General features: G+C 74.0%; 16 protein-coding genes. 3 read left to right on the top strand and 13 right to left on the bottom strand.

The features are described 5' to 3' along the window. Positions 1 to 11 precede the first annotated feature (11 nt). Positions 12 to 1052: a phosphotransferase gene (locus tag AAG742_RS03100; RefSeq protein WP_298711478.1), complete on the top strand. Its 1041-nt coding sequence runs from the start codon at positions 12 to 14 to the stop codon at positions 1050 to 1052. 169 nt (positions 1053 to 1221) lie between these two features. Here AAG742_RS03100 and AAG742_RS03095 read toward each other — a convergent pair whose 3' ends face one another. From AAG742_RS03095 to AAG742_RS03035, 13 genes are all read right to left on the bottom strand, one after another. Continuing rightward, on the bottom strand, positions 1222 to 1998 hold the full coding sequence (locus AAG742_RS03095) for a hypothetical protein (protein WP_298711476.1): 777 nt from the start codon (positions 1996 to 1998) through the stop codon (positions 1222 to 1224). Positions 1999 to 2143: 145 nt separating this feature from the next. Continuing rightward, complete coding sequence (locus tag AAG742_RS03090) at positions 2144 to 2668, bottom strand: hypothetical protein (protein ID WP_248118167.1); 525 nt, start codon at positions 2666 to 2668, stop codon at positions 2144 to 2146. A 208-nt stretch (positions 2669 to 2876) separates the two neighbouring features. Continuing rightward, a complete protein-coding gene (gene gatB, locus AAG742_RS03085) occupies positions 2877 to 4382 on the bottom strand; it encodes an Asp-tRNA(Asn)/Glu-tRNA(Gln) amidotransferase subunit GatB (protein WP_298711475.1) in 1506 nt (501 codons plus the stop codon). Next, positions 4379 to 6013 carry an Asp-tRNA(Asn)/Glu-tRNA(Gln) amidotransferase subunit GatA gene (gene gatA / locus AAG742_RS03080; protein ID WP_298711472.1) on the bottom strand — a complete coding sequence of 545 codons (1635 nt, stop codon included), beginning with the start codon at positions 6011 to 6013 and terminating at the stop codon, positions 4379 to 4381. Before gatA ends, gatB begins: the two co-directional genes overlap by 4 nt. An 8-nt stretch (positions 6014 to 6021) precedes the next feature. Beyond that, entirely contained in the window at positions 6022 to 6318 is a 297-nt protein-coding gene (gene gatC / locus AAG742_RS03075; protein ID WP_248118153.1) for an Asp-tRNA(Asn)/Glu-tRNA(Gln) amidotransferase subunit GatC, read from the bottom strand. Between the two features lie 153 nt (positions 6319 to 6471). Further along, positions 6472 to 6999, bottom strand: a complete 528-nt coding sequence (locus tag AAG742_RS03070; protein WP_248118151.1) for a GNAT family N-acetyltransferase — start codon at positions 6997 to 6999, stop codon at positions 6472 to 6474. Next, the gene (locus AAG742_RS03065) at positions 6996 to 7490 is read right to left on the bottom strand and encodes a glutaredoxin domain-containing protein (protein WP_298711469.1); all 495 of its coding nucleotides are present in this window, start codon (positions 7488 to 7490) and stop codon (positions 6996 to 6998) included. Before AAG742_RS03065 ends, AAG742_RS03070 begins: the two co-directional genes overlap by 4 nt. Next, entirely contained in the window at positions 7487 to 8434 is a 948-nt protein-coding gene (locus tag AAG742_RS03060; RefSeq protein ID WP_298711466.1) for an inositol monophosphatase family protein, read from the bottom strand. Before AAG742_RS03060 ends, AAG742_RS03065 begins: the two co-directional genes overlap by 4 nt. Continuing rightward, positions 8431 to 10818 carry an NAD-dependent DNA ligase LigA gene (ligA, locus tag AAG742_RS03055; protein WP_298711463.1) on the bottom strand — a complete coding sequence of 796 codons (2388 nt, stop codon included), beginning with the start codon at positions 10816 to 10818 and terminating at the stop codon, positions 8431 to 8433. The genes AAG742_RS03060 and ligA overlap by 4 nt, the downstream gene beginning before the upstream one ends. A 31-nt stretch (positions 10819 to 10849) precedes the next feature. Beyond that, positions 10850 to 11635, bottom strand: coding sequence for a protein phosphatase 2C domain-containing protein (locus AAG742_RS03050; protein WP_298711460.1), 786 nt, complete (start codon positions 11633 to 11635; stop codon positions 10850 to 10852). 54 nt (positions 11636 to 11689) lie between these two features. Further along, the gene (locus AAG742_RS03045) at positions 11690 to 12934 is read right to left on the bottom strand and encodes an adenylate/guanylate cyclase domain-containing protein (protein WP_298711457.1); all 1245 of its coding nucleotides are present in this window, start codon (positions 12932 to 12934) and stop codon (positions 11690 to 11692) included. Continuing rightward, a complete protein-coding gene (locus AAG742_RS03040) occupies positions 12931 to 13461 on the bottom strand; it encodes a PH domain-containing protein (protein ID WP_248118137.1) in 531 nt (176 codons plus the stop codon). Before AAG742_RS03040 ends, AAG742_RS03045 begins: the two co-directional genes overlap by 4 nt. A gap of 43 nt (positions 13462 to 13504) precedes the next feature. Continuing rightward, on the bottom strand, positions 13505 to 14371 hold the full coding sequence (locus AAG742_RS03035) for a biotin--[acetyl-CoA-carboxylase] ligase (protein ID WP_298711454.1): 867 nt from the start codon (positions 14369 to 14371) through the stop codon (positions 13505 to 13507). A gap of 166 nt (positions 14372 to 14537) precedes the next feature. Between AAG742_RS03035 and AAG742_RS03030 the strand changes: the two genes are divergently transcribed. After that, entirely contained in the window at positions 14538 to 16121 is a 1584-nt protein-coding gene (locus AAG742_RS03030) for an acyl-CoA carboxylase subunit beta (RefSeq protein ID WP_298711451.1), read from the top strand. After that, positions 16118 to 16399, top strand: a complete 282-nt coding sequence (locus AAG742_RS03025) for an acyl-CoA carboxylase epsilon subunit (RefSeq protein WP_248118132.1) — start codon at positions 16118 to 16120, stop codon at positions 16397 to 16399. Before AAG742_RS03030 ends, AAG742_RS03025 begins: the two co-directional genes overlap by 4 nt. The last annotated feature ends 61 nt before the right edge of the window (positions 16400 to 16460 follow it).

The following is a 16460-nucleotide window of genomic DNA, read 5'->3' as shown; positions in this document are numbered from 1 at the left end:
AGCGTGGGGACATGACCTCCTCCCCCGTCGCGTCCGAGTTCGAGCTGGCGGCCGAGGCCCTGACCCGGCTGCTCCCGGACGTGCCCGCCGCGCTCGCGGACCGGCTGCGCGCCGCCGCGTGGTCGGCCGGGCACGTGGTGGAGTCCGGCCAGTTCCACCGCGTGCTGGTGCTCGACGGCCTGGCCGTGCTGCGCATGGCCCGGGTCAGCGAGGCCGGCGCCCCGGTCGGCGCGGCCTGGGCGCCCGAGGACTCCCCCGCCGCCCACCTGCCGCGCCGCGTGGGGCTGGTGACGGCCCTCGCGGACGCGGGCCTGCCCTTCGCGGTGCCGCGTCCGCTGTCGGCGGTGCTCCGCCGGGACGACGACGCCGGCCGCCCCCTCGCCGCGGCCGTCCTCCAGGCGTCCGTGCCGGGGCAGCCGCACCCGCCCCACGAGGGCGACCCGACCGTCCTGCGGGGGATCGTGGACGCCCTCGACACCGTGGACGTGACCGACCCGGCCGTCGCGGCGGGACTCGGCCCGGCGTTCGCGTTCCGGGGTCCGTGGACCGCGGAGCGCGTGGCGCGCGTGGGGCGGCTGGGCGCGTCCCTGCCGACAGAGCACGCCGGAGCGCTACCGGCGGACTGGGCCGGCCTCGTCGCGAGGATCGCGGGGGCGGTGACGGCGTGGGCCGCCGCGCCCCCGGACGGGCCCGCGCTGGTGCACGGGGACCTGGCCGGGCACAACATGCACTGGGTGCCCGCCCCGGACGGGGACGACGTGCGGTGGGAGCTCTCCGGGATCCTGGACTGGGACCTCGCCCACGCCGGCGACGGAGCCCGCAACGTGGCCTACCTGGGGATCTGGCACGGCGAGGAGCGGATCGAGGACATCGCCCGCACGCCCGCGGAGGCCCGCCGGGCCCGCGTGTGGCTGGGCGCCGCCGGCCTGGACTCCCTCGACGACGCCGCAGCCCGCCAGGAGCTCACCGGCCGCGCCCCCCGCTGGGGGCGGCTGCTGCGCAAGGTGGTGCCGCGCATCGAGCGGGCGTCCTGCGCCCTCGCGGGGCGCTGATAGGCCGCCCGTCAGTCTGCACGTCCCGCTCAGGACCCTCTCTCCGACGACCATGCCGTCGTTGCGCCTCCGGGGGCAGGCGACTGAGACGGCCCGACCACCAGGGTGTCCTGCAGCCTCCGGGGACACGGCGATCCGACGAAGTCCGGAGCGACGGGCGCCGCCGGGCTCAGTTGATCGCGATCCATCCGCCGGTGGACGGGGAGTTGGAGACCACCAGACCGGTGTACCCGTTGGCCGTGGTGAAGGTGCCGTAGCTGCCGGCGGTGCGGCCGAGGGCCGCGGCGGTGCCCCCGGAGTAGTAGTTGGAGAGGTAGTAGGCGGTATTCACAGCGCAGTAGCTCGTGTTGACCTCCCAGCTGCCGGTGAGGGCGGTGCCCGCCCAGCTGGTGGGACGGGTTCCTGAGGCGGTCCGATCCTGGGTCGTGGACTGAGAGCGGTTGCCGAGCCAGGTGAACGTGAACACGTCGTAGGTCTGCGTGATGCCGTCGGGGCTCGTCAGAGTGGCCGTGCGGCGGGTCGGCGCGCTCCAGTTGTCACCGGTGCCGTTGGTGAACCTGAACGGCTGCGCAACGTTCGCGACCATCCCACTGGGGTACGCGACTACGAGCTGCACGGGGTTGGCCAGTGTGGCCGTGGTCCGCGGCGAGAGGCCGGATCCGTCGGTGCGTGGCATCTCCACGATGGAGAACCCCAGGGGCGAGGTCCCGATGGACACCTGGTTGGACAGCGAGAGGCTGGAGAGCCGCAACCCGGAGCGACGGTACGTGGTGTTCGTGCAGCCGACGCCGTTGCGGACCTGGGAGGTGTAGATCGACCCACGGAATCGATAGGCCAGCGTCTGCGAGGGGCTGACGGCGAAGGCGGGGGCGGCAGTGGCGGCGGCGATGGCCGGGGCGGTCCACGCCAGCCCCTGCGCGACGCGACGACGGGTCAACTGGGTCATGAGGGTGCTCCTGGGGTGAGAGTCGAGTGACGGCAGAGGTGCGAGTCGAGGTGACGGCAGAGGTGCGAGTCGAGGTGACGGCAGAGGCGTGTGTCGCACCCTCGGGTCCACTTTGTTCCGGATCTCAGTTTTGCCACCTCAAACTTTACCTCAAGTAATCACCGCACATGACGTTCCGATGGCGGGGAGGGGGAGCACTGCGGCCCCTCGCAGCGTTCGCACAGCAGAACGGGGCGGACCGTCGGATTCGACGCCCCGCCCCGTTGCCTGTTCCCGTCATGCCGGTACGGTCACGGCCCCACTGCGGAGCCGCTACCACCCTCTTCGCGCGAGAGGCAGACACGATGTACACCGGGTACCAGCACCCGTTGAGGCAGGTCCACTGGGAGGCCGACTCGATCCGCTCGTCCTCACACTGCTGGTGGGTCGTGGACTCCACCAGTGCGATCCAGCGGTACAGGCGGTACGAGTAGGTGTAACGGACTCGCACGGGCTCGCCGCCGTACATGCCGGTGCCCACGTACTCGCGGCGGTAGTAGTCGTAGGTGACCCGGGTGATCACGAGCTGGCGGTACGTGGTGGAGCCGGTGGCCGCCGAGGCGGCGGGGGCGATCAGCGCGGCGCCGACGGCGCCGAGGCCGGCGCCCAGCAGAGTGCGTCGACATGTCATGGGAGGGACCCCTTCTCTCGGATGGAAGCTACACTTCGGAGGCGCGCCGCCCACCCTGTGCCGTCAGGGGGCCGGGAGAGGACGACCTGTCAGAAGTGTGGCCATCATCTACTACACGGTCGCCGGACGCCAGGGGTCTCACATCCTCCTGGGCGGTCAAGTGGCGACCGCCCGTCGCGCGCCGCGCGTGAGCCCATCGGTCGGCTGCTCAGCCCACCCCGAGGCGCTCCAGCACGATCTCGCGCACGCGGCCGGCGTCGGCCTGGCCGCGGGTCGCCTTCATGACGGGCCCGATCAGGGCACCGACGGCCTGCATCTTGCCGCCCCTGATCTTCTCGACGACGTCCGGGTTGTCCGCGATCGCCGCGTCGACGGCCTCGGTGAGCGCGCCGTCGTCGGACACCACGGCCAGGCCCTTCGCCGAGACGACCTCCTTCGGGGCGCCCTCGCCGTCGGCCACCAGACCGAGCACCTGCTTGGCGATCTTGTCGTTGATCGTCTTGGCGGCGATCAGCTCCTCGACCTCCACCACGTGCGCCGGGGTGATCCCCAGCTCGGCGACGGTGACCTCGCGGACGTTCGCCAGGCGAGCGATCTCGCCCATCCACCACTTGCGGGCGGCCGCCGCGGAGGCGCCGGCCTCCACGGTCGCGACGATCTCGTCCAGGACGCCGGCGTTGACGACGTCGCGGAACTCCTCGTCCGAGAAGCCCCACTCGGCCTTGAGTCGCTTGTTGCGCACGGCCGGCAGCTCGGGCAGCTCGGCGCGCACGCGCTCGATCCACGCCTCGTCCACGACGACGGACACGAGGTCCGGCTCGGGGAAGTAGCGGTAGTCGTCGGCGTCGGACTTGGGACGGCCCGACGTCGTCGTGCGCGTGTCCTCGTGCCAGTGGCGGGTCTCCTGCGTGATGGTCCCGCCCGCGGCGAGCACGGCGGCCTGACGCTGGATCTCGTGGGTGACGGCGTGCTGCACGGCGCGCGTGGAGCTCACGTTCTTGGTCTCGGTGCGCGTGCCGAAGACCTCGGCGCCCTTCTCCATGAGGGAGACGTTCGCGTCGCAGCGCACGTTGCCGTGCTCCATGCGGGCGTCCGAGATGCCGATGGCCTTCACGATGTCCCGGATGGCGGCCACGTAGGCGCGCGCGATCTCCGGGGCCCGCTCCCCCGCGCCCACGATGGGCCTGGTGACGATCTCGATCAGCGGCACGCCGGCGCGGTTGTAGTCCACCAGCGAGTTCGCCGCGCCCTGGATCCGGCCGGAGCCGCCCATGTGGGTGAGCTTGCCGGCGTCGTCCTCGAGGTGCGCGCGCTCGATCTCCACGCGGAAGACCTCACCGTCCTCCAGCTCGACGTCCAGGTGGCCGTCGAAGACGATCGGCTCGTCGTACTGGGAGGTCTGGAAGTTCTTCGGCGTGTCCGGGTAGAAGTAGTTCTTCCGTGCGAACCGGCAGGTCTCGGCGACCTGCGCGTCCAGGGCCACGCCCAGGCGGATCGCGTACTCCACGACCTCGCGGTTGAGCACCGGCAGGGTGCCGGGCAGGCCGAGGTCGAGCGGGGTCACGTTGGTGTTCGGCTCGTCGCCGAACGCGTTGGGCGCCGAGGAGAAGATCTTCGTGGCGGTGTTCAGCTCCACGTGCACCTCGAAGCCCAGCACGGGGTCGAAGCGCTCCATCGCCTCCGCGAAGTCCATGGTCTGCTCTGCGTGGCTCATGCCCGGCCTCCTGCCGTGGTCGCGGTGGTGGCGCGCTCGGCGCCGGTGCGGCGCTGCGCGCCCTTCTCGAGCTCGGGGGCCTGCGCCCACACGGGCGAGCCGCCGCGGCGGGTCACCAGCGCCTCGACGGCGGCGCCCACCTCGTACAGGCGGGCGTCCTCGCGCGCCGGGGCCGTGAACTGCAGGCCGTACGGCAGGCCGTCCACGAGGCCGCCGGGCACCGAGATGCCCGGAACGCCGGCCAGGTTGGCCGGGATGGTCGCGTAGTCGTTGAGGTACATGGTGACCGGATCCTTCGTCTGCTCCCCCAGCGCGAAGGCGGTGCCCGGCGCGGTGGGGCTCAGCAGCACGTCCACCTGCTCGAAGGCGGCCGCGAAGTCCTGCTGCACGAGCGTGCGGACCTTCTGCGCGGAGCCGTAGTAGGCGTCGTAGTAGCCCGCGGAGAGGGCGTAGGTGCCCAGGATGATGCGGCGCTTGACCTCGGGGCCGAAGCCGGCGGCGCGGGTGGCGCCCATGACCTGCTCGATCGTGCCGCCGCCGGCCGGGACCACGCGGTTGCCGTAGCGGACGCCGTCGAAGCGGGCCAGGTTGGAGGAGACCTCCGAGGGCATGATGAGGTAGTACGCGCCCAGGGCCGCGTGGAAGTGCGGGCAGGAGACCTCGACGATCTCCGCGCCCGCCTCGCGCAGGGCGGCGACGTCGGCGTCGAAGGCTGCCTTCACACCGGGGTGGTAGCCGTCCTCGCGCAGGTCGGCGATCACGCCGATGCGCAGGCCGGAGAGGTTCCCGCGGGCAGCGGCCGCGCCGAGGTCGGCGGGCTCCTCGGGCAGCGAGGTGGAGTCGCGCTCGTCATGGCCGGCGATCACCTGCTGCAGCGCGGCGGCGTCCGCCACGGTGCGCGCGGCGGGGCCCACCTGGTCCAGCGAGGAGGCCATCGCGATCACGCCGAAGCGGGACACGGCGCCGTACGTGGGCTTGACGCCCACGGTGCCGGTGAACGCGGCGGGCTCGCGGATGGAGCCGCCCGTGTCCGAGCCCAGGGCGAACGGGGCGAGGAACGCGGCCACCGCGGCGGCCGAGCCGCCACCGGAGCCGCCGGGCACCCGGTCCAGGTCCCACGGGTTGCGGGTCACGCCGAACGCGGAGTACTCGGTGGAGCCGCCCATCGCGAACTCGTCCATGTTGGTCTTGCCCAGGATCGGCAGGCGGGCGGCGCGGATCCGATCGATGACCGTGGCGTCGTACGGGCTCATCCAGCCGTCGAGCATCCTGGAGGCCGCCGTCGTGGGCTGCCCGACGGTGACGATGTTGTCCTTGATCGCCACCGGCACGCCGGCCAGCGGGTGCAGGGCCTCGGCCTCGGCGCCCCCGGCGGCGCGGATCGCGTCCACCTCGGCGGCGACGGCGAGCGCCTCCTCCGCGTTGACGTGCAGGTACGCCCGCACGCCGCGGTCCTCTGCGGCGTCGGCGCGCGGGTCGCCGTCGAACTCCGCGATGCGGTCCAGGTGCGCCTGGACGAGCTCCACGGAGGTGGTCGTGCCGGCGCGCAGGCGCTCGGCCATCTGCAGGGCGGTGAGGCGGACCAGCTGGTCGGCGCCCGCCTCGGCGTTCACATCGAAGGTCTCGGTCATGCTCGTGATCACTCTCCGTCCAGGATCGCGGGGACCTTGAACTGGCCGTCCTCGGCGTCCGGCGCCTGGTCCAGGGCCTGCTCCTGCGTGAGCATGCCCGTGGGCACGTCCTCGCGGAACACGTTGTGCAGGGCGATGGGGTGGGAGGTGGGCTCCACGTCCGCGGTGGCCACCGCGCGCACGTCCTCGACGGCCGCGAGGATCTCCTCGAGCTCGCCCGGCATCTGGGCCAGCTCCTCCTCGCTCATCTGGATGTGGGCCAGGCGGGCGAGGTGCTCCACCTGCTCCCGGGTGATCTCCGGCATGGATCTCCTTCACGACGGTGGTGTCGGACGGCGTGGCCGGGCCGGGCACGCGGACGCGCGACGGGGCCGGACGGGCCGCTTTCGGTTCGGACCGAGTCTAGCGGCGCGCGCGGACGGGACACGGCGGCAGCCGGGCCGGGCTGCGGGGGCGGGTCAGCCCAGCGGCATCCGGTACACGATGAAGGGACCGGCCTCGTCCGCCGGGTCCAGGTCCGGGACCACGTCCCGCAGGTGCCAGTCCCGCTCGGGCAGCCGCACGAAGCCCATGCGCTCGTAGAGCCGGTGGGCGTCGGTCATCGTCGGCATGGTGGTCAGGGCGATGGCCTCGATCCCGGGCAGGGCCCGGGCCCGCTCCACGATCGCGGCCATCAGGGCGCGGGCGACGCCGCGGCGGTGGTGGTCCGGGTGCACGGCCAGCATGCGGAACTCGTACTCCCCCTCCACGGCGGTCTCCGCCATCGGCGAGCCCAGCGGGGTGAGCACCACGGAGCCGACCACCTGCCCGTCGAGCTCGGCGACGAGGACCTCCGCCTTCTCCGCCCGGGAGGCCACGTCCGTGAGGGTCCGCACGTACGCGGAGTCGGGGTCGATGTGCCCGCCGTCCACGTAGGAGGCCAGCGTGAGCGCGGCGACGGCGTCGTGGTCCTCGGGGCGCAGCGCCCGGACGTGGATCCCGCTCATCGGGCGCTCCCCTCCTGCGCGGGCGTGGCCGCCCGCAGCATGTCCTTCAGGCGGGCGCGCGAGGCGTCGTCGGCCACGATGAAGTCCTTCTTCCGCGCCCACACCGTGGGGACGGCCTCGTGCTCGCGACCTTCGCGCCGTGCGTGGAGGCGGCGCAGCGCGGCCGCAGCCTCGGCGTCCGTCCAGATGTTCACCCAGGAGGCCGCCGCGCGCTCCGCGGGCGTGAGCGCCTTGATCAGCGTCATGCAGTACTGGCAGCCGGGCCGCCAGAACACCACGACGCCGCCCGCCGCCACGTGCGCCTCCGCGCCGGCGAGCGGGCGGGAGCGCACCCGGGTGGCCCGGAGATAGCGCAGCGCGAAGGACAGCAGCACCAGCGAGGACGCGATCACCGCGAGGTTCCGGTTCACCGTGCCCCACACCGCGAAGAAGATCCCCGACGCCGCGAACAGCACCGGGTAGAACCAGGGATCGCCCACCAGCCGTCTCACGCGGTCACCTCCTGTGCCGCCGTCAGGGCGGCCTCGTCCACGTCCCCGGCCACCATCCAGCCGGGATCGGCCGTGCCGTCGCCGCTCGCGGGCCGGCGCACGCGGGCCCCGGCCTCCTCCGCGATCAGCGCGCCGGCGGCCCAGTCCCACTCCTGCGTGCCGAACTCGGCATACGCGTCCAGGGTGCCGTCCGCCACCATGCACAGGTCCAGGGCGGCCGAGCCGATGCGGCGCACGTCCCCGAAGCCGGGCAGCAGCGCCTCGAGGGCGCGCACCTGGACCTGCCGACGCGCGGGGTCGTAGCCGAAGCCGGTGGCCAACAGCCTCCCGGAGCGGCCGGGCACGGGGCCGGCCAGGCGCACGGGGGCCTCGTCCCGGCCCGGCAGCTCGACACCCGCCGTCGTCGCGTCCGCGGTGCTGAAGGCACCCTCGCCCGCGCTCGCGAACCACGTGCGCCCCAGCGCGGGGGCGACGACGGCGCCCGCCAGCCAGCGCGGCGTCCCCTCCGGCACGCCGAGGCGCTCGGCGACAGCGGCGTCCGCCGGGCCCATCACGGCCACGGAGGTGCAGAACTGCGGGATCCCTCGCACGAAGTTGGTGGTGCCGTCGAGCGGGTCGATGCTCCAGCGCAGCCCGCTCGGACGCGAGGGGACGGTGGCGCCGTACTCCTCGCCCATGAGCTCGTCGTCCGGCCGGTAGCCGGTGATGACGGCGCGGACGGCCTGTTCGGCGCGGCGGTCGTAGTCCGTGACCCAGTCCGAGCCGGAGGACTTGGTCTCGGCGCCGAGCGAGGCCGCGGTCAGCGGGGTGGCCGGGTGGTGACGGACCCACCGCTGGGCGAGCACGTCCGCCCCGGCCCGTGCGGCGGCCTTGGCGATGACGAGCAGGCCCGCCGTGGTGGGGGTCGGACGCGCTGCGGCGCGGGGCTGCGGGGCGGGGCTCATCCGGCGTCCTCCCCCGTTCCGGCCTCCCCCTCGGCCGTCTCCTCCCCCGCGAACGCCGCCGGCCCCTCGGCCAGCAGCGTGACGAACCCGGCCTCGTCCAGCACGGGCACGCCGAGCTGCTCGGCCTTCTCCAGCTTGGTTCCCGCGTTCTCCCCGGCCACGAGGAAGTGGGTCTTCTTGGAGACGGAGCCGGACGCCTTGCCGCCGCGCACCAGGATGGCCTCCTTCGCGGAGTCGCGGGAGAAGCCCTCGAGCGATCCGGTGACCACCACGGTCACGCCCTCCAGCGTGCGGGGCATGGACTCGTCCTGCTCGTCCTCCATGGAGACGCCCGCGGCGGCCCAGCGGTCCACCACCTCACGGTGCCAGTCCTCCGCGAACCACTCGATGAGGGCGTCCGCGATGATCGGGCCCACGCCGTCGATCTCCGCGAGCCGGTCCCGCTGCCCCGCCTCCGCGGCCGCGCGCAGCGCCGCCATGGACCCGAACGCGGTGGCCAGGGAGCGGGCCGCCGTCGGGCCGACGTGCCGGATGGACAGCGCCACGAGGGTGCGCCACACGGGCTGGGACTTGGCCTTCTCCAGCTCGTCGAAGAGGCGCAGCGTGTTGGCGGTGGGCCCGGACGGCTTCTTCGCCGTGCCCGCGGTGAAGAAGTACGGCTTGAGCTCGAACCTCCCGGAGGGCACGAACGTGCCGTCCACCTTGGTGCGCGTCTCCCGCCACACCCGGACGTCGCCCAGCGAGCGCTGGAGGTCCGTCAGGCCGTCCTCGCCGCGGGGGCCCGTGATCTCCTCGGGCGTGCCGGAGGCGAGGTCGAAGACCTGCGCCTCCGCGGTGATGACGCCGGCGCCCTCGGGGAGCACCCGACCGCCGTTCTCGGCCGGATCCGGGCCGGGCCCGTTCACGAGCCAGCGGGCGGCCTCCTCGCCGAGCGCCTCGACGTCGAACGCCCCGCGCGAGCCGAGGTGCTCCACGCGGCCGGCCAGCTGGGCGGGGCACGAGCGAGCGTTGGGGCAGCGCAGGTCCACGTCCCCCTCCTTGGCAGGCGCCAGGGGGGTCCCGCAGGACGGGCATGCCGCGGGCATCACGAACTCGCGCAGCTCGATGCCCCGCTCGGCTGCGGTCTCGCGCAGCGGCAGCACGGGGCCCACGACCTCGGGGATCACGTCCCCCGCCTTGCGCAGGATGACGGTGTCCCCGATCAGCACGCCCTTGGCCTTGACCACGTCCTGGTTGTGCAGCGTGGCCAGGGAGACGGTGGACCCGGCCACCGACACGGGCTCCATGTGGGCGAAGGGGGTGACGCGGCCGGTGCGGCCCACGCTGACGAGGATGTCGAGCAGGAGGGTGTGCACCTCCTCCGGCGGGTACTTGAACGCGGCCGCCCAGCGGGGCACGCGGGAGGTGTGGCCGAGCAGGCGCTGGTCCGCGAAGGCGTCGGCCTTGACCACGATGCCGTCGATCTCGTGGATCAGCTCATGCCGGCGGCGCCCGTACTCCTCGATCACCGCGACGACGTCGGCCAGCGCGGCCTCGTCCGCGCCCTCCACGAGGCGCGTGTACGGGCTCACGGGCAGGCCCCAGGCCGCCAGCGCGTCGTAGGCCTCGTGCTGGGAGGCGACGCCGAGGTCCGGCCCCGCGCCGACGCCGTGCAGGATCATGGACAGCGGGCGCCGGGCCGTGACGGCGGGATCCTTCTGGCGCAGGGAGCCGGCGGCCGCGTTGCGCGGGTTCGCGAAGGGCGGCAGACCCTCCTCTGCGCGCTGCGCGTTGAGCTCCGCGAAGGCGGCGGAGGACATGAAGACCTCACCGCGCACCTCGAACTCGGCCGGCCATCCCTTGCCCGTGAGCGTCTGGGGGACGTCGGCGATGGTGCGCACGTTCTGCGTGACGTCCTCGCCCACGCGCCCGTCGCCGCGGGTGGCGGCCTGCACGAGCCGGCCCTCCCGGTAGCGCAGGTTCACGGCCAGCCCGTCGATCTTCACCTCGACCGTCCACGCCGGAGCCGCCTCCGGGCGGCCCGCCGTCAGGGTGCCCGCGGTGCGCAGGAACCAGGTGCGCAGCTCGTCCTCGGAGAACAGGTCCTCGAGCGAGTACATGCGCGCCCCGTGCGTGACCGGGGAGAACGCGGCGGAGGCCTCGCCGCCGACCTCCTGGGTGGGCGAGTCGTTGGCGACGATCTCCGGGTGCAGCGTCTCGATGTCCTCGAGGCGGCGGTACAGCGCGTCGTACTCCGCGTCCGAGAGCTCCGGGGCGTCCTGCTGGTAGTACGCGGTGCGCGCGGCGCGGACCTGCTCGACGAGCGTCTCGTACTCCTCGCGGAGGCGCTCGGAGGGGATCTGTCCGGGGGCGTCGGGGCCGACGGAGGGCTCGGGGGTGCTCACGGGGACCACCCTAGTTCCCGTCCCGGACACCTCAGGGGATCCGGACCAGCACCACGGTGATGTTGTCCCGTCCACCGCGCCACAGGGCGGCGTGGACGAGCTGCTCGGCGGCCTCCTCGAGGTCCGCGGCGTCGTCCAGCAGCGCCCGGATCTCCTCGTCCGTCAGCTCGCCCGTGAGGCCGTCGCTGCACAGCACGAACGTGTCGCCGGAGGCGGCGTCCACCTCCGTCACGTCCACGGTGAGCGGTTCGAGCGAGCCCAGGGCGCGGGTGATCACGTTGCGCCGGGGGTGCACACGCGCCTCGTCCGCGGTGAGCCGGCCGGCGTCCACGAGCAGCTGCACGGCGGAGTGGTCCACCGTGACCTGCTGGAGCACCGGCGCGTCGGCGGGCCGCCGGTAGACGCGGGAGTCCCCCACGTTGGCGATCGCCCAGCGGCTGCGCTCGGCGTCCAGGCAGGCCAGCAGGGTCAGCGTGGTGCCGGAGCGGGCGTGGCCGGCCTCGATCACGGCCGCGTCGGCCTCGTGCACGAGGGCGGCGAGCTCCTCCAGGGTGTGCGGGCTCCCGGGGGCGAGGACCTCGGTGGCGCGCCGCTCCAACAGCTCGACGGCGGCGGCCGAGGCCACCTCGCCGGCCTCGTGACCTCCCATCCCGTCCGCCACCGCGGCGAGCACGAGCGGCTCCCCCACGGTGACCCACGTGTCCTCGTTGAGCTCGCGGACCGCTCCCACGTGGGTGCGGGCGGCGACCTCGGGGCGGGCGGCGACCTCGGGGCGGTCGGGATCGGACGGGTGCGGCTCCTGCACAGGGCGGCTCATGGGTCCTCGGGTTCCGTCGGTGGCGGGGACGGCCGACGCGGGGCCGGCCGGGGATCAGTCGACGAGCAGGGTCTGCGTGGCACCGCTCATGAGCAGGGAGGGGCGGACCTCTCCGAACCCGCGAACGATCCTCGGCGGCTGAGGGACGAGGACGAACCGCTCGTCCTGCGAGAGGGCGGCGGCGGTCAGGGCGTCCACGAGCACCGTACCCGGATCCGCGAGCGACGTCAGGCGCGCGGCGAGGTTCACCGTGGGTCCGTAGATGTCACCGAGGCGGGAGAGCACGCGGCCCCACGCGAGGGAGACGCGCGCCGAGGGCAGCACGGGGTCGTCGGCCAGCGCCTCGGAGAGGCTCAGCGCGATCGTGGCACCGGCCTCCGGCGACTCGGCGTTGAAGAGCACCTCGTCGCCGATCGTCTTCACGAGCCAGCCGCCGCCCGAGGAGATGATCTCCGCGCACCGGGACTCGAAGCGCTGCACCATGCGGGCCAGCGTCCGCTCGTCCATCGTGCGGGAGAGCGTGGTGTAGGAGACCATGTCGGCGAAGCCCACGGCGCGCGCGAGCGGAAGCGGGGCGTCGTGCTCCGAGCCGTCGCGGCCCTGCTCGCTCGCGGCCAGGCCGGCCTCCACGCGGACGGTGAGGCGCTGCACGGCGCGGTTCAGCTGCCGCCGGTAGACGACCTCCATGGCCTCCTCGAGCGGGGAGACGATCTCCGGCAGCAGGTCCACGGCCGCGCGGCGCGCCGAAGGGTCGGACATCCCCCCGGAGGCGATCTTGTCCTCCACGAGGGCCTCGATCTGCCACACCACCATGCGGTCCATCAGCTGGCCGATCGAGCGGGCGAGCGAGATGGCGGTGTCCTCGTTCAGCGCGCCGGAGCGCATGAGGTGCAGCACGGCGCCGAACGCGCGCGCGTCCTCGTCGGTGAACGCCTTGACCCCGTCCTTCCCGCTGGGGTATCCCAGGGCCCGCCAGATGCGCCGAGCGGTGGCCAGGGGGACCCCCAGGCGGTCGGCCATCTCCCGCTGGGTGTAGCTGCGCGGGCCCACCACGAGCCCCGCGTCCAGGGTGCGCATGGCGCCGGTCCAGCCGGGGGTGGGCACCGGGTCCCGGGGGTCGGCGGCGGCGGTCGACGACGGCCCGGGCGCGCCCGTGGTCGCAGGGTTCTCCGGCGTCACGGGTGCGTCCGGCGTCACGGGTGCGTCCGGCGTCACGGGTACGTCCGGCCTCGCCTCGGGGGCGCGGGCGGGCGGGATGACGGGCAGCGGTGCCGTGTCCGGCAGGTGGGAGCGGGTCAACGGATGCCTCCTGACGGGTGCGGGGCGGGCCACGACTGCGCGCGGGCCCGACGCGTGGCCTCGGCCAGCGCCTCCTCGAAGCGGCCGGCCTCCGGGACGTCCGTGAGCCGCCAGTAGACCTGGCGGCCGGCGTCCTGGAACCGGACGTGCAGATCCCCCGCGCCCGAGCCTCGGCCGCGGCGCACCACGTCCGCGATGGACACGAGGGGCATGACGGCCTCGGGGCCCCGGCCGAGGCCGGGTCGCTGGACGAGGCGGCGCGTGGTGATCACCGTGCGCCGGGTGAGCCAGCGCAGGAAGGGCCGCACCGTGCCGAGCAGCACGGCGAGCGCGGCCAGGGACCAGGCGAGCAGGTGCAGCCACGAGCGGGAGCGGACCACGAGGCCCGGCAGGCCCGGGCGGTCGAGGACGCCCATGACGAGGCCCAGGAGCAGGGCGGTGCCCACGAGCAGGGCGGCGGCGCGCAGCAGGACGCGCGGATGCGCGCGGGTGCGCACCACCACGCGTTCACCGGGCTCCAGGCGCACTCTCCACTCCCTGCGGCTTCAGTGCCCGCGCCGGGGCACGGGCTCAGCGTCCGCGCAGCACGTCGCCGCGCAGATGGACGACGTCGCCCGCGCTGATCTCTGCGGGCAGTGTCTCACGCGACCCTGCGAGCGGCCTGACCAGGAGCGTCCCCCCGCGTCCGAGGCCCACGGCCGTCCCCTCGAGGGTGTCCCCGCCGGGCAGCTCGGCCCGGATCTCACGGCCCACCGTGCTGAGCCGGCGCAGCACGGGGGCGACGGCCGGGTGATCCCCGTCCACGGGCTCGGCCTCGCCGGCCACGGCGGCGGCGAAGCGGTCCACGGCGGCCACCACGGCGTCGCGCAGCTCCTCGGCGAGCACGCGCGGCTCGGGCACCTGGCCGGCGTCGGCCCACTCCGCGAGGTCGGTGGCGGTGGGCACGGGGGCGGCGCCGCGGTGGTCCAGGTTCACGCCCATCCCCACGACGACGCCGGGGCCCTTGCCGTCCGCGGCGAGGGACACCGAGCCGAGCACGCCGCACAGCTTGCGCCCGTCCGGGGCGAGCACGTCGTTGGGCCACTTCACGTGGGCGGCCACGCCGCGGGTTCCGAGGCGCTCGGCGATCGTCGCGGCGGCCACGAGCGAGAGCCAGCTGAGGTGCACGGGCACGAGCGGGACGCCGGCGGGCTCGGGGCGCAGATGGACCGAGAGGGCGAGCGCGGTGCCGGGCGGGGTGCTCCACACGCGGGTGTGGCGGCCGCGGCCGGCGGTCTGGTCCGCGGTGGCGACGGCGGCGCCGTGCCGGTGGCCCTCCCGGTCGAGGCGGGCCAGGAGGTCGTCCTGCGTGGAGCCGACGGACTCGAGCCACGTCAGCGGCGGGGCGGGGGCGGCGGAGGCGGCTGGGGAGGGAGCTGCGGGGACGTGTTCCTGCATGATCCCTACATATACACGCCCACCGGGCCGCCGCCGTGCGGGCGGGGCGCACGAGCCGATCCGGCGGGCCTTGGAGGAATCCTCCTGTCGGGGCCCCGGGCCCTCCCCCGTAGACTGGCCGCTCGACAGGGCCCCGCCCGGGCCGCCCATCAGCCCAGGAGCTCGCGTGTCCGATCCCGATCTGACCACCACCGCCGGCCGTCTCGCGGACCTGCATCGCCGCCTCGAGGCGACGGACGCGCCCGGCGGCGCGGCCGCCGTCGAGCGTCAGCACGGCCGGGGCAAGCACACCGCCCGGGAGCGGATCGAGATGCTCCTGGACGAGGGCTCGTTCGTGGAGCTCGACGCGCTGGCCGTGCACCGCACCACCGCGTTCGGCATGGACGCCAAGCACCCGGCCGGCGACGGCGTCGTGAGCGGCTTCGGCACCGTGGACGGCCGCCAGGTGGCCGTGTACGCGCAGGACTTCACGGTGTTCGGCGGCTCGCTCTCCGAGCGCAACGGCCAGAAGATCGTGAAGGTCCAGGAGTTCGCGGCGCGCAACGGCTGCCCCGTGATCGGCATCCTCGACGGCGGCGGTGCGCGCATCCAGGAGGGCGTCGCCTCGCTCGCCCAGTTCGCGGACATCTTCCGGAACAACGTGCTGGCCTCCGGCATGGTCCCGCAGATCTCCCTGATCATGGGGCCGTCCGCGGGCGGCGCGGCATACTCGCCGGCGCTGACCGACGTCGTGGTGATGGTGGACCAGACCTCCCACATGTTCATCACCGGCCCGGACGTGATCAAGACCGTCACGGGCGAGGACGTGGACATGGAGACGCTCGGCGGCGCGCGCTCGCACAACGCGGTCTCCGGCACGGCGCACTACATGGCGACGTCGGAGGAGGACGCGATCGCGTACGTGCAGGAGCTGCTCGAGTTCCTGCCCTCCAACAACCTGGCCGAGGCGCCGCTGGACCAGCCCGTGGACCTCGAGCCGACGGACGAGGACCACGGCCTGGACGCGCTGATCCCCGACTCGGCCAACCAGCCGTACGACATGCTCCAGGTGATCGGGGCGATCGTGGACGACGGCCACGTGCTGCAGCTGCAGGAGCTCTACGCGCCCAACGTGATCACGGCGCTGGCGAGGCTCGACGGGATGAGCGTGGGCGTGGTGGCCAACCAGCCGATGCAGTTCGCCGGCACGCTGGACATCGCGGCCTCGGAGAAGGCGGCGCGGTTCGTGCGGTTCTGCGACGCGTTCAACCTGCCCGTGGTCACCCTCGTGGACGTGCCCGGGTTCCTGCCCGGCACCGACCAGGAGTTCCAGGGCATCATCCGCCGCGGCGCGAAGCTGATCTACGCGTACGCCGAGGCCACCGTGCCCAAGCTGACGGTGATCACGCGCAAGGCGTTCGGCGGCGCGTACATCGTCATGGGCTCCAAGAAGCTCGGCGCGGACCTCAACCTGGCCTGGCCCAGCGCGCAGATCGGCGTGATGGGGCCGCAGGGCGCCGTCAACATCCTGTACCGCCGCGAGCTCGCCGAGGTCCAGAAGGCCGGCGGGGACGTGGAGGAGCGGCGCGCGCAGATCGTGGCCGACTACGAGGCCGAGCTGCTGAACCCGTACCAGGCCGCGGAGCTGGGCTACGTGGACGCCGTCGTCGCCCCGCACCAGACGCGCGCCCAGCTGGTGCGTGCCCTGCGCGCCACGCACCACAAGCGCGAGGCGCGGCCCGCCAAGAAGCACGGGAACATGCCGCTGTGAGCGCGCGCGACGAGGAGGTCCGGGGCACGGGCCAGGCCGGTGGAGAGCAGGCCGGCGACGCCGCCGACGCCGTGCGCCTCTCCGGCGCCGAGCTGGACCCGGAGGAGATGGCGGCCCTGACCGCGGTGCTCGCGCACCTGCGGGCGGAGGAGGCGCAGGCCGTGCAGGCTCGGCCGCGACCGCCGCGGCTGGACCGCACGCTGCGCCGCCGCGACGACCTCGGGCTGTGGGCCCGTCCCGGCAAGGACCAGTGGCGCCGCTCGGCGGGCCCCTCCTGACCCGACCGGCGTCGTGAACGGGACGGGGACATGAGCTCCCGTTTCGCGCACGAAAACGCAC

The sequence above is a fragment of the Micrococcus sp. 2A genome, assembly GCF_039519235.1.
Classification (GTDB): domain Bacteria; phylum Actinomycetota; class Actinomycetes; order Actinomycetales; family Micrococcaceae; genus Micrococcus.
The sequence above is the reverse complement of the archived record's forward strand: the minus strand, read 5'-3'. Positions and strand labels throughout refer to the sequence as shown.

Bases quoted from the DNA above. Each gene is read 5' to 3' on its own strand.
- gatC (WP_248118153.1), bottom strand. From the start codon at position 6,318: ATGCCGGAGATCACCCGGGAGCAGGTGGAGCACCTCGCCCGCCTGGCC.
- gatB (WP_298711475.1), bottom strand. From the start codon at position 4,382: ATGAGCCACGCAGAGCAGACCATGGACTTCGCGGAGGCGATGGAGCGC.
- AAG742_RS03090 (WP_248118167.1), bottom strand. From the start codon at position 2,668: ATGACATGTCGACGCACTCTGCTGGGCGCCGGCCTCGGCGCCGTCGGC.
- AAG742_RS03060 (WP_298711466.1), bottom strand. From the start codon at position 8,434: ATGAGCCCCGCCCCGCAGCCCCGCGCCGCAGCGCGTCCGACCCCCACC.
- AAG742_RS03050 (WP_298711460.1), bottom strand. From the start codon at position 11,635: ATGAGCCGCCCTGTGCAGGAGCCGCACCCGTCCGATCCCGACCGCCCC.
- AAG742_RS03070 (WP_248118151.1), bottom strand. From the start codon at position 6,999: ATGAGCGGGATCCACGTCCGGGCGCTGCGCCCCGAGGACCACGACGCC.
- AAG742_RS03100 (WP_298711478.1), top strand. From the start codon at position 12: ATGACCTCCTCCCCCGTCGCGTCCGAGTTCGAGCTGGCGGCCGAGGCC.
- gatA (WP_298711472.1), bottom strand. From the start codon at position 6,013: ATGACCGAGACCTTCGATGTGAACGCCGAGGCGGGCGCCGACCAGCTG.
- AAG742_RS03095 (WP_298711476.1), bottom strand. From the start codon at position 1,998: ATGACCCAGTTGACCCGTCGTCGCGTCGCGCAGGGGCTGGCGTGGACC.
- AAG742_RS03035 (WP_298711454.1), bottom strand. From the start codon at position 14,371: ATGCAGGAACACGTCCCCGCAGCTCCCTCCCCAGCCGCCTCCGCCGCC.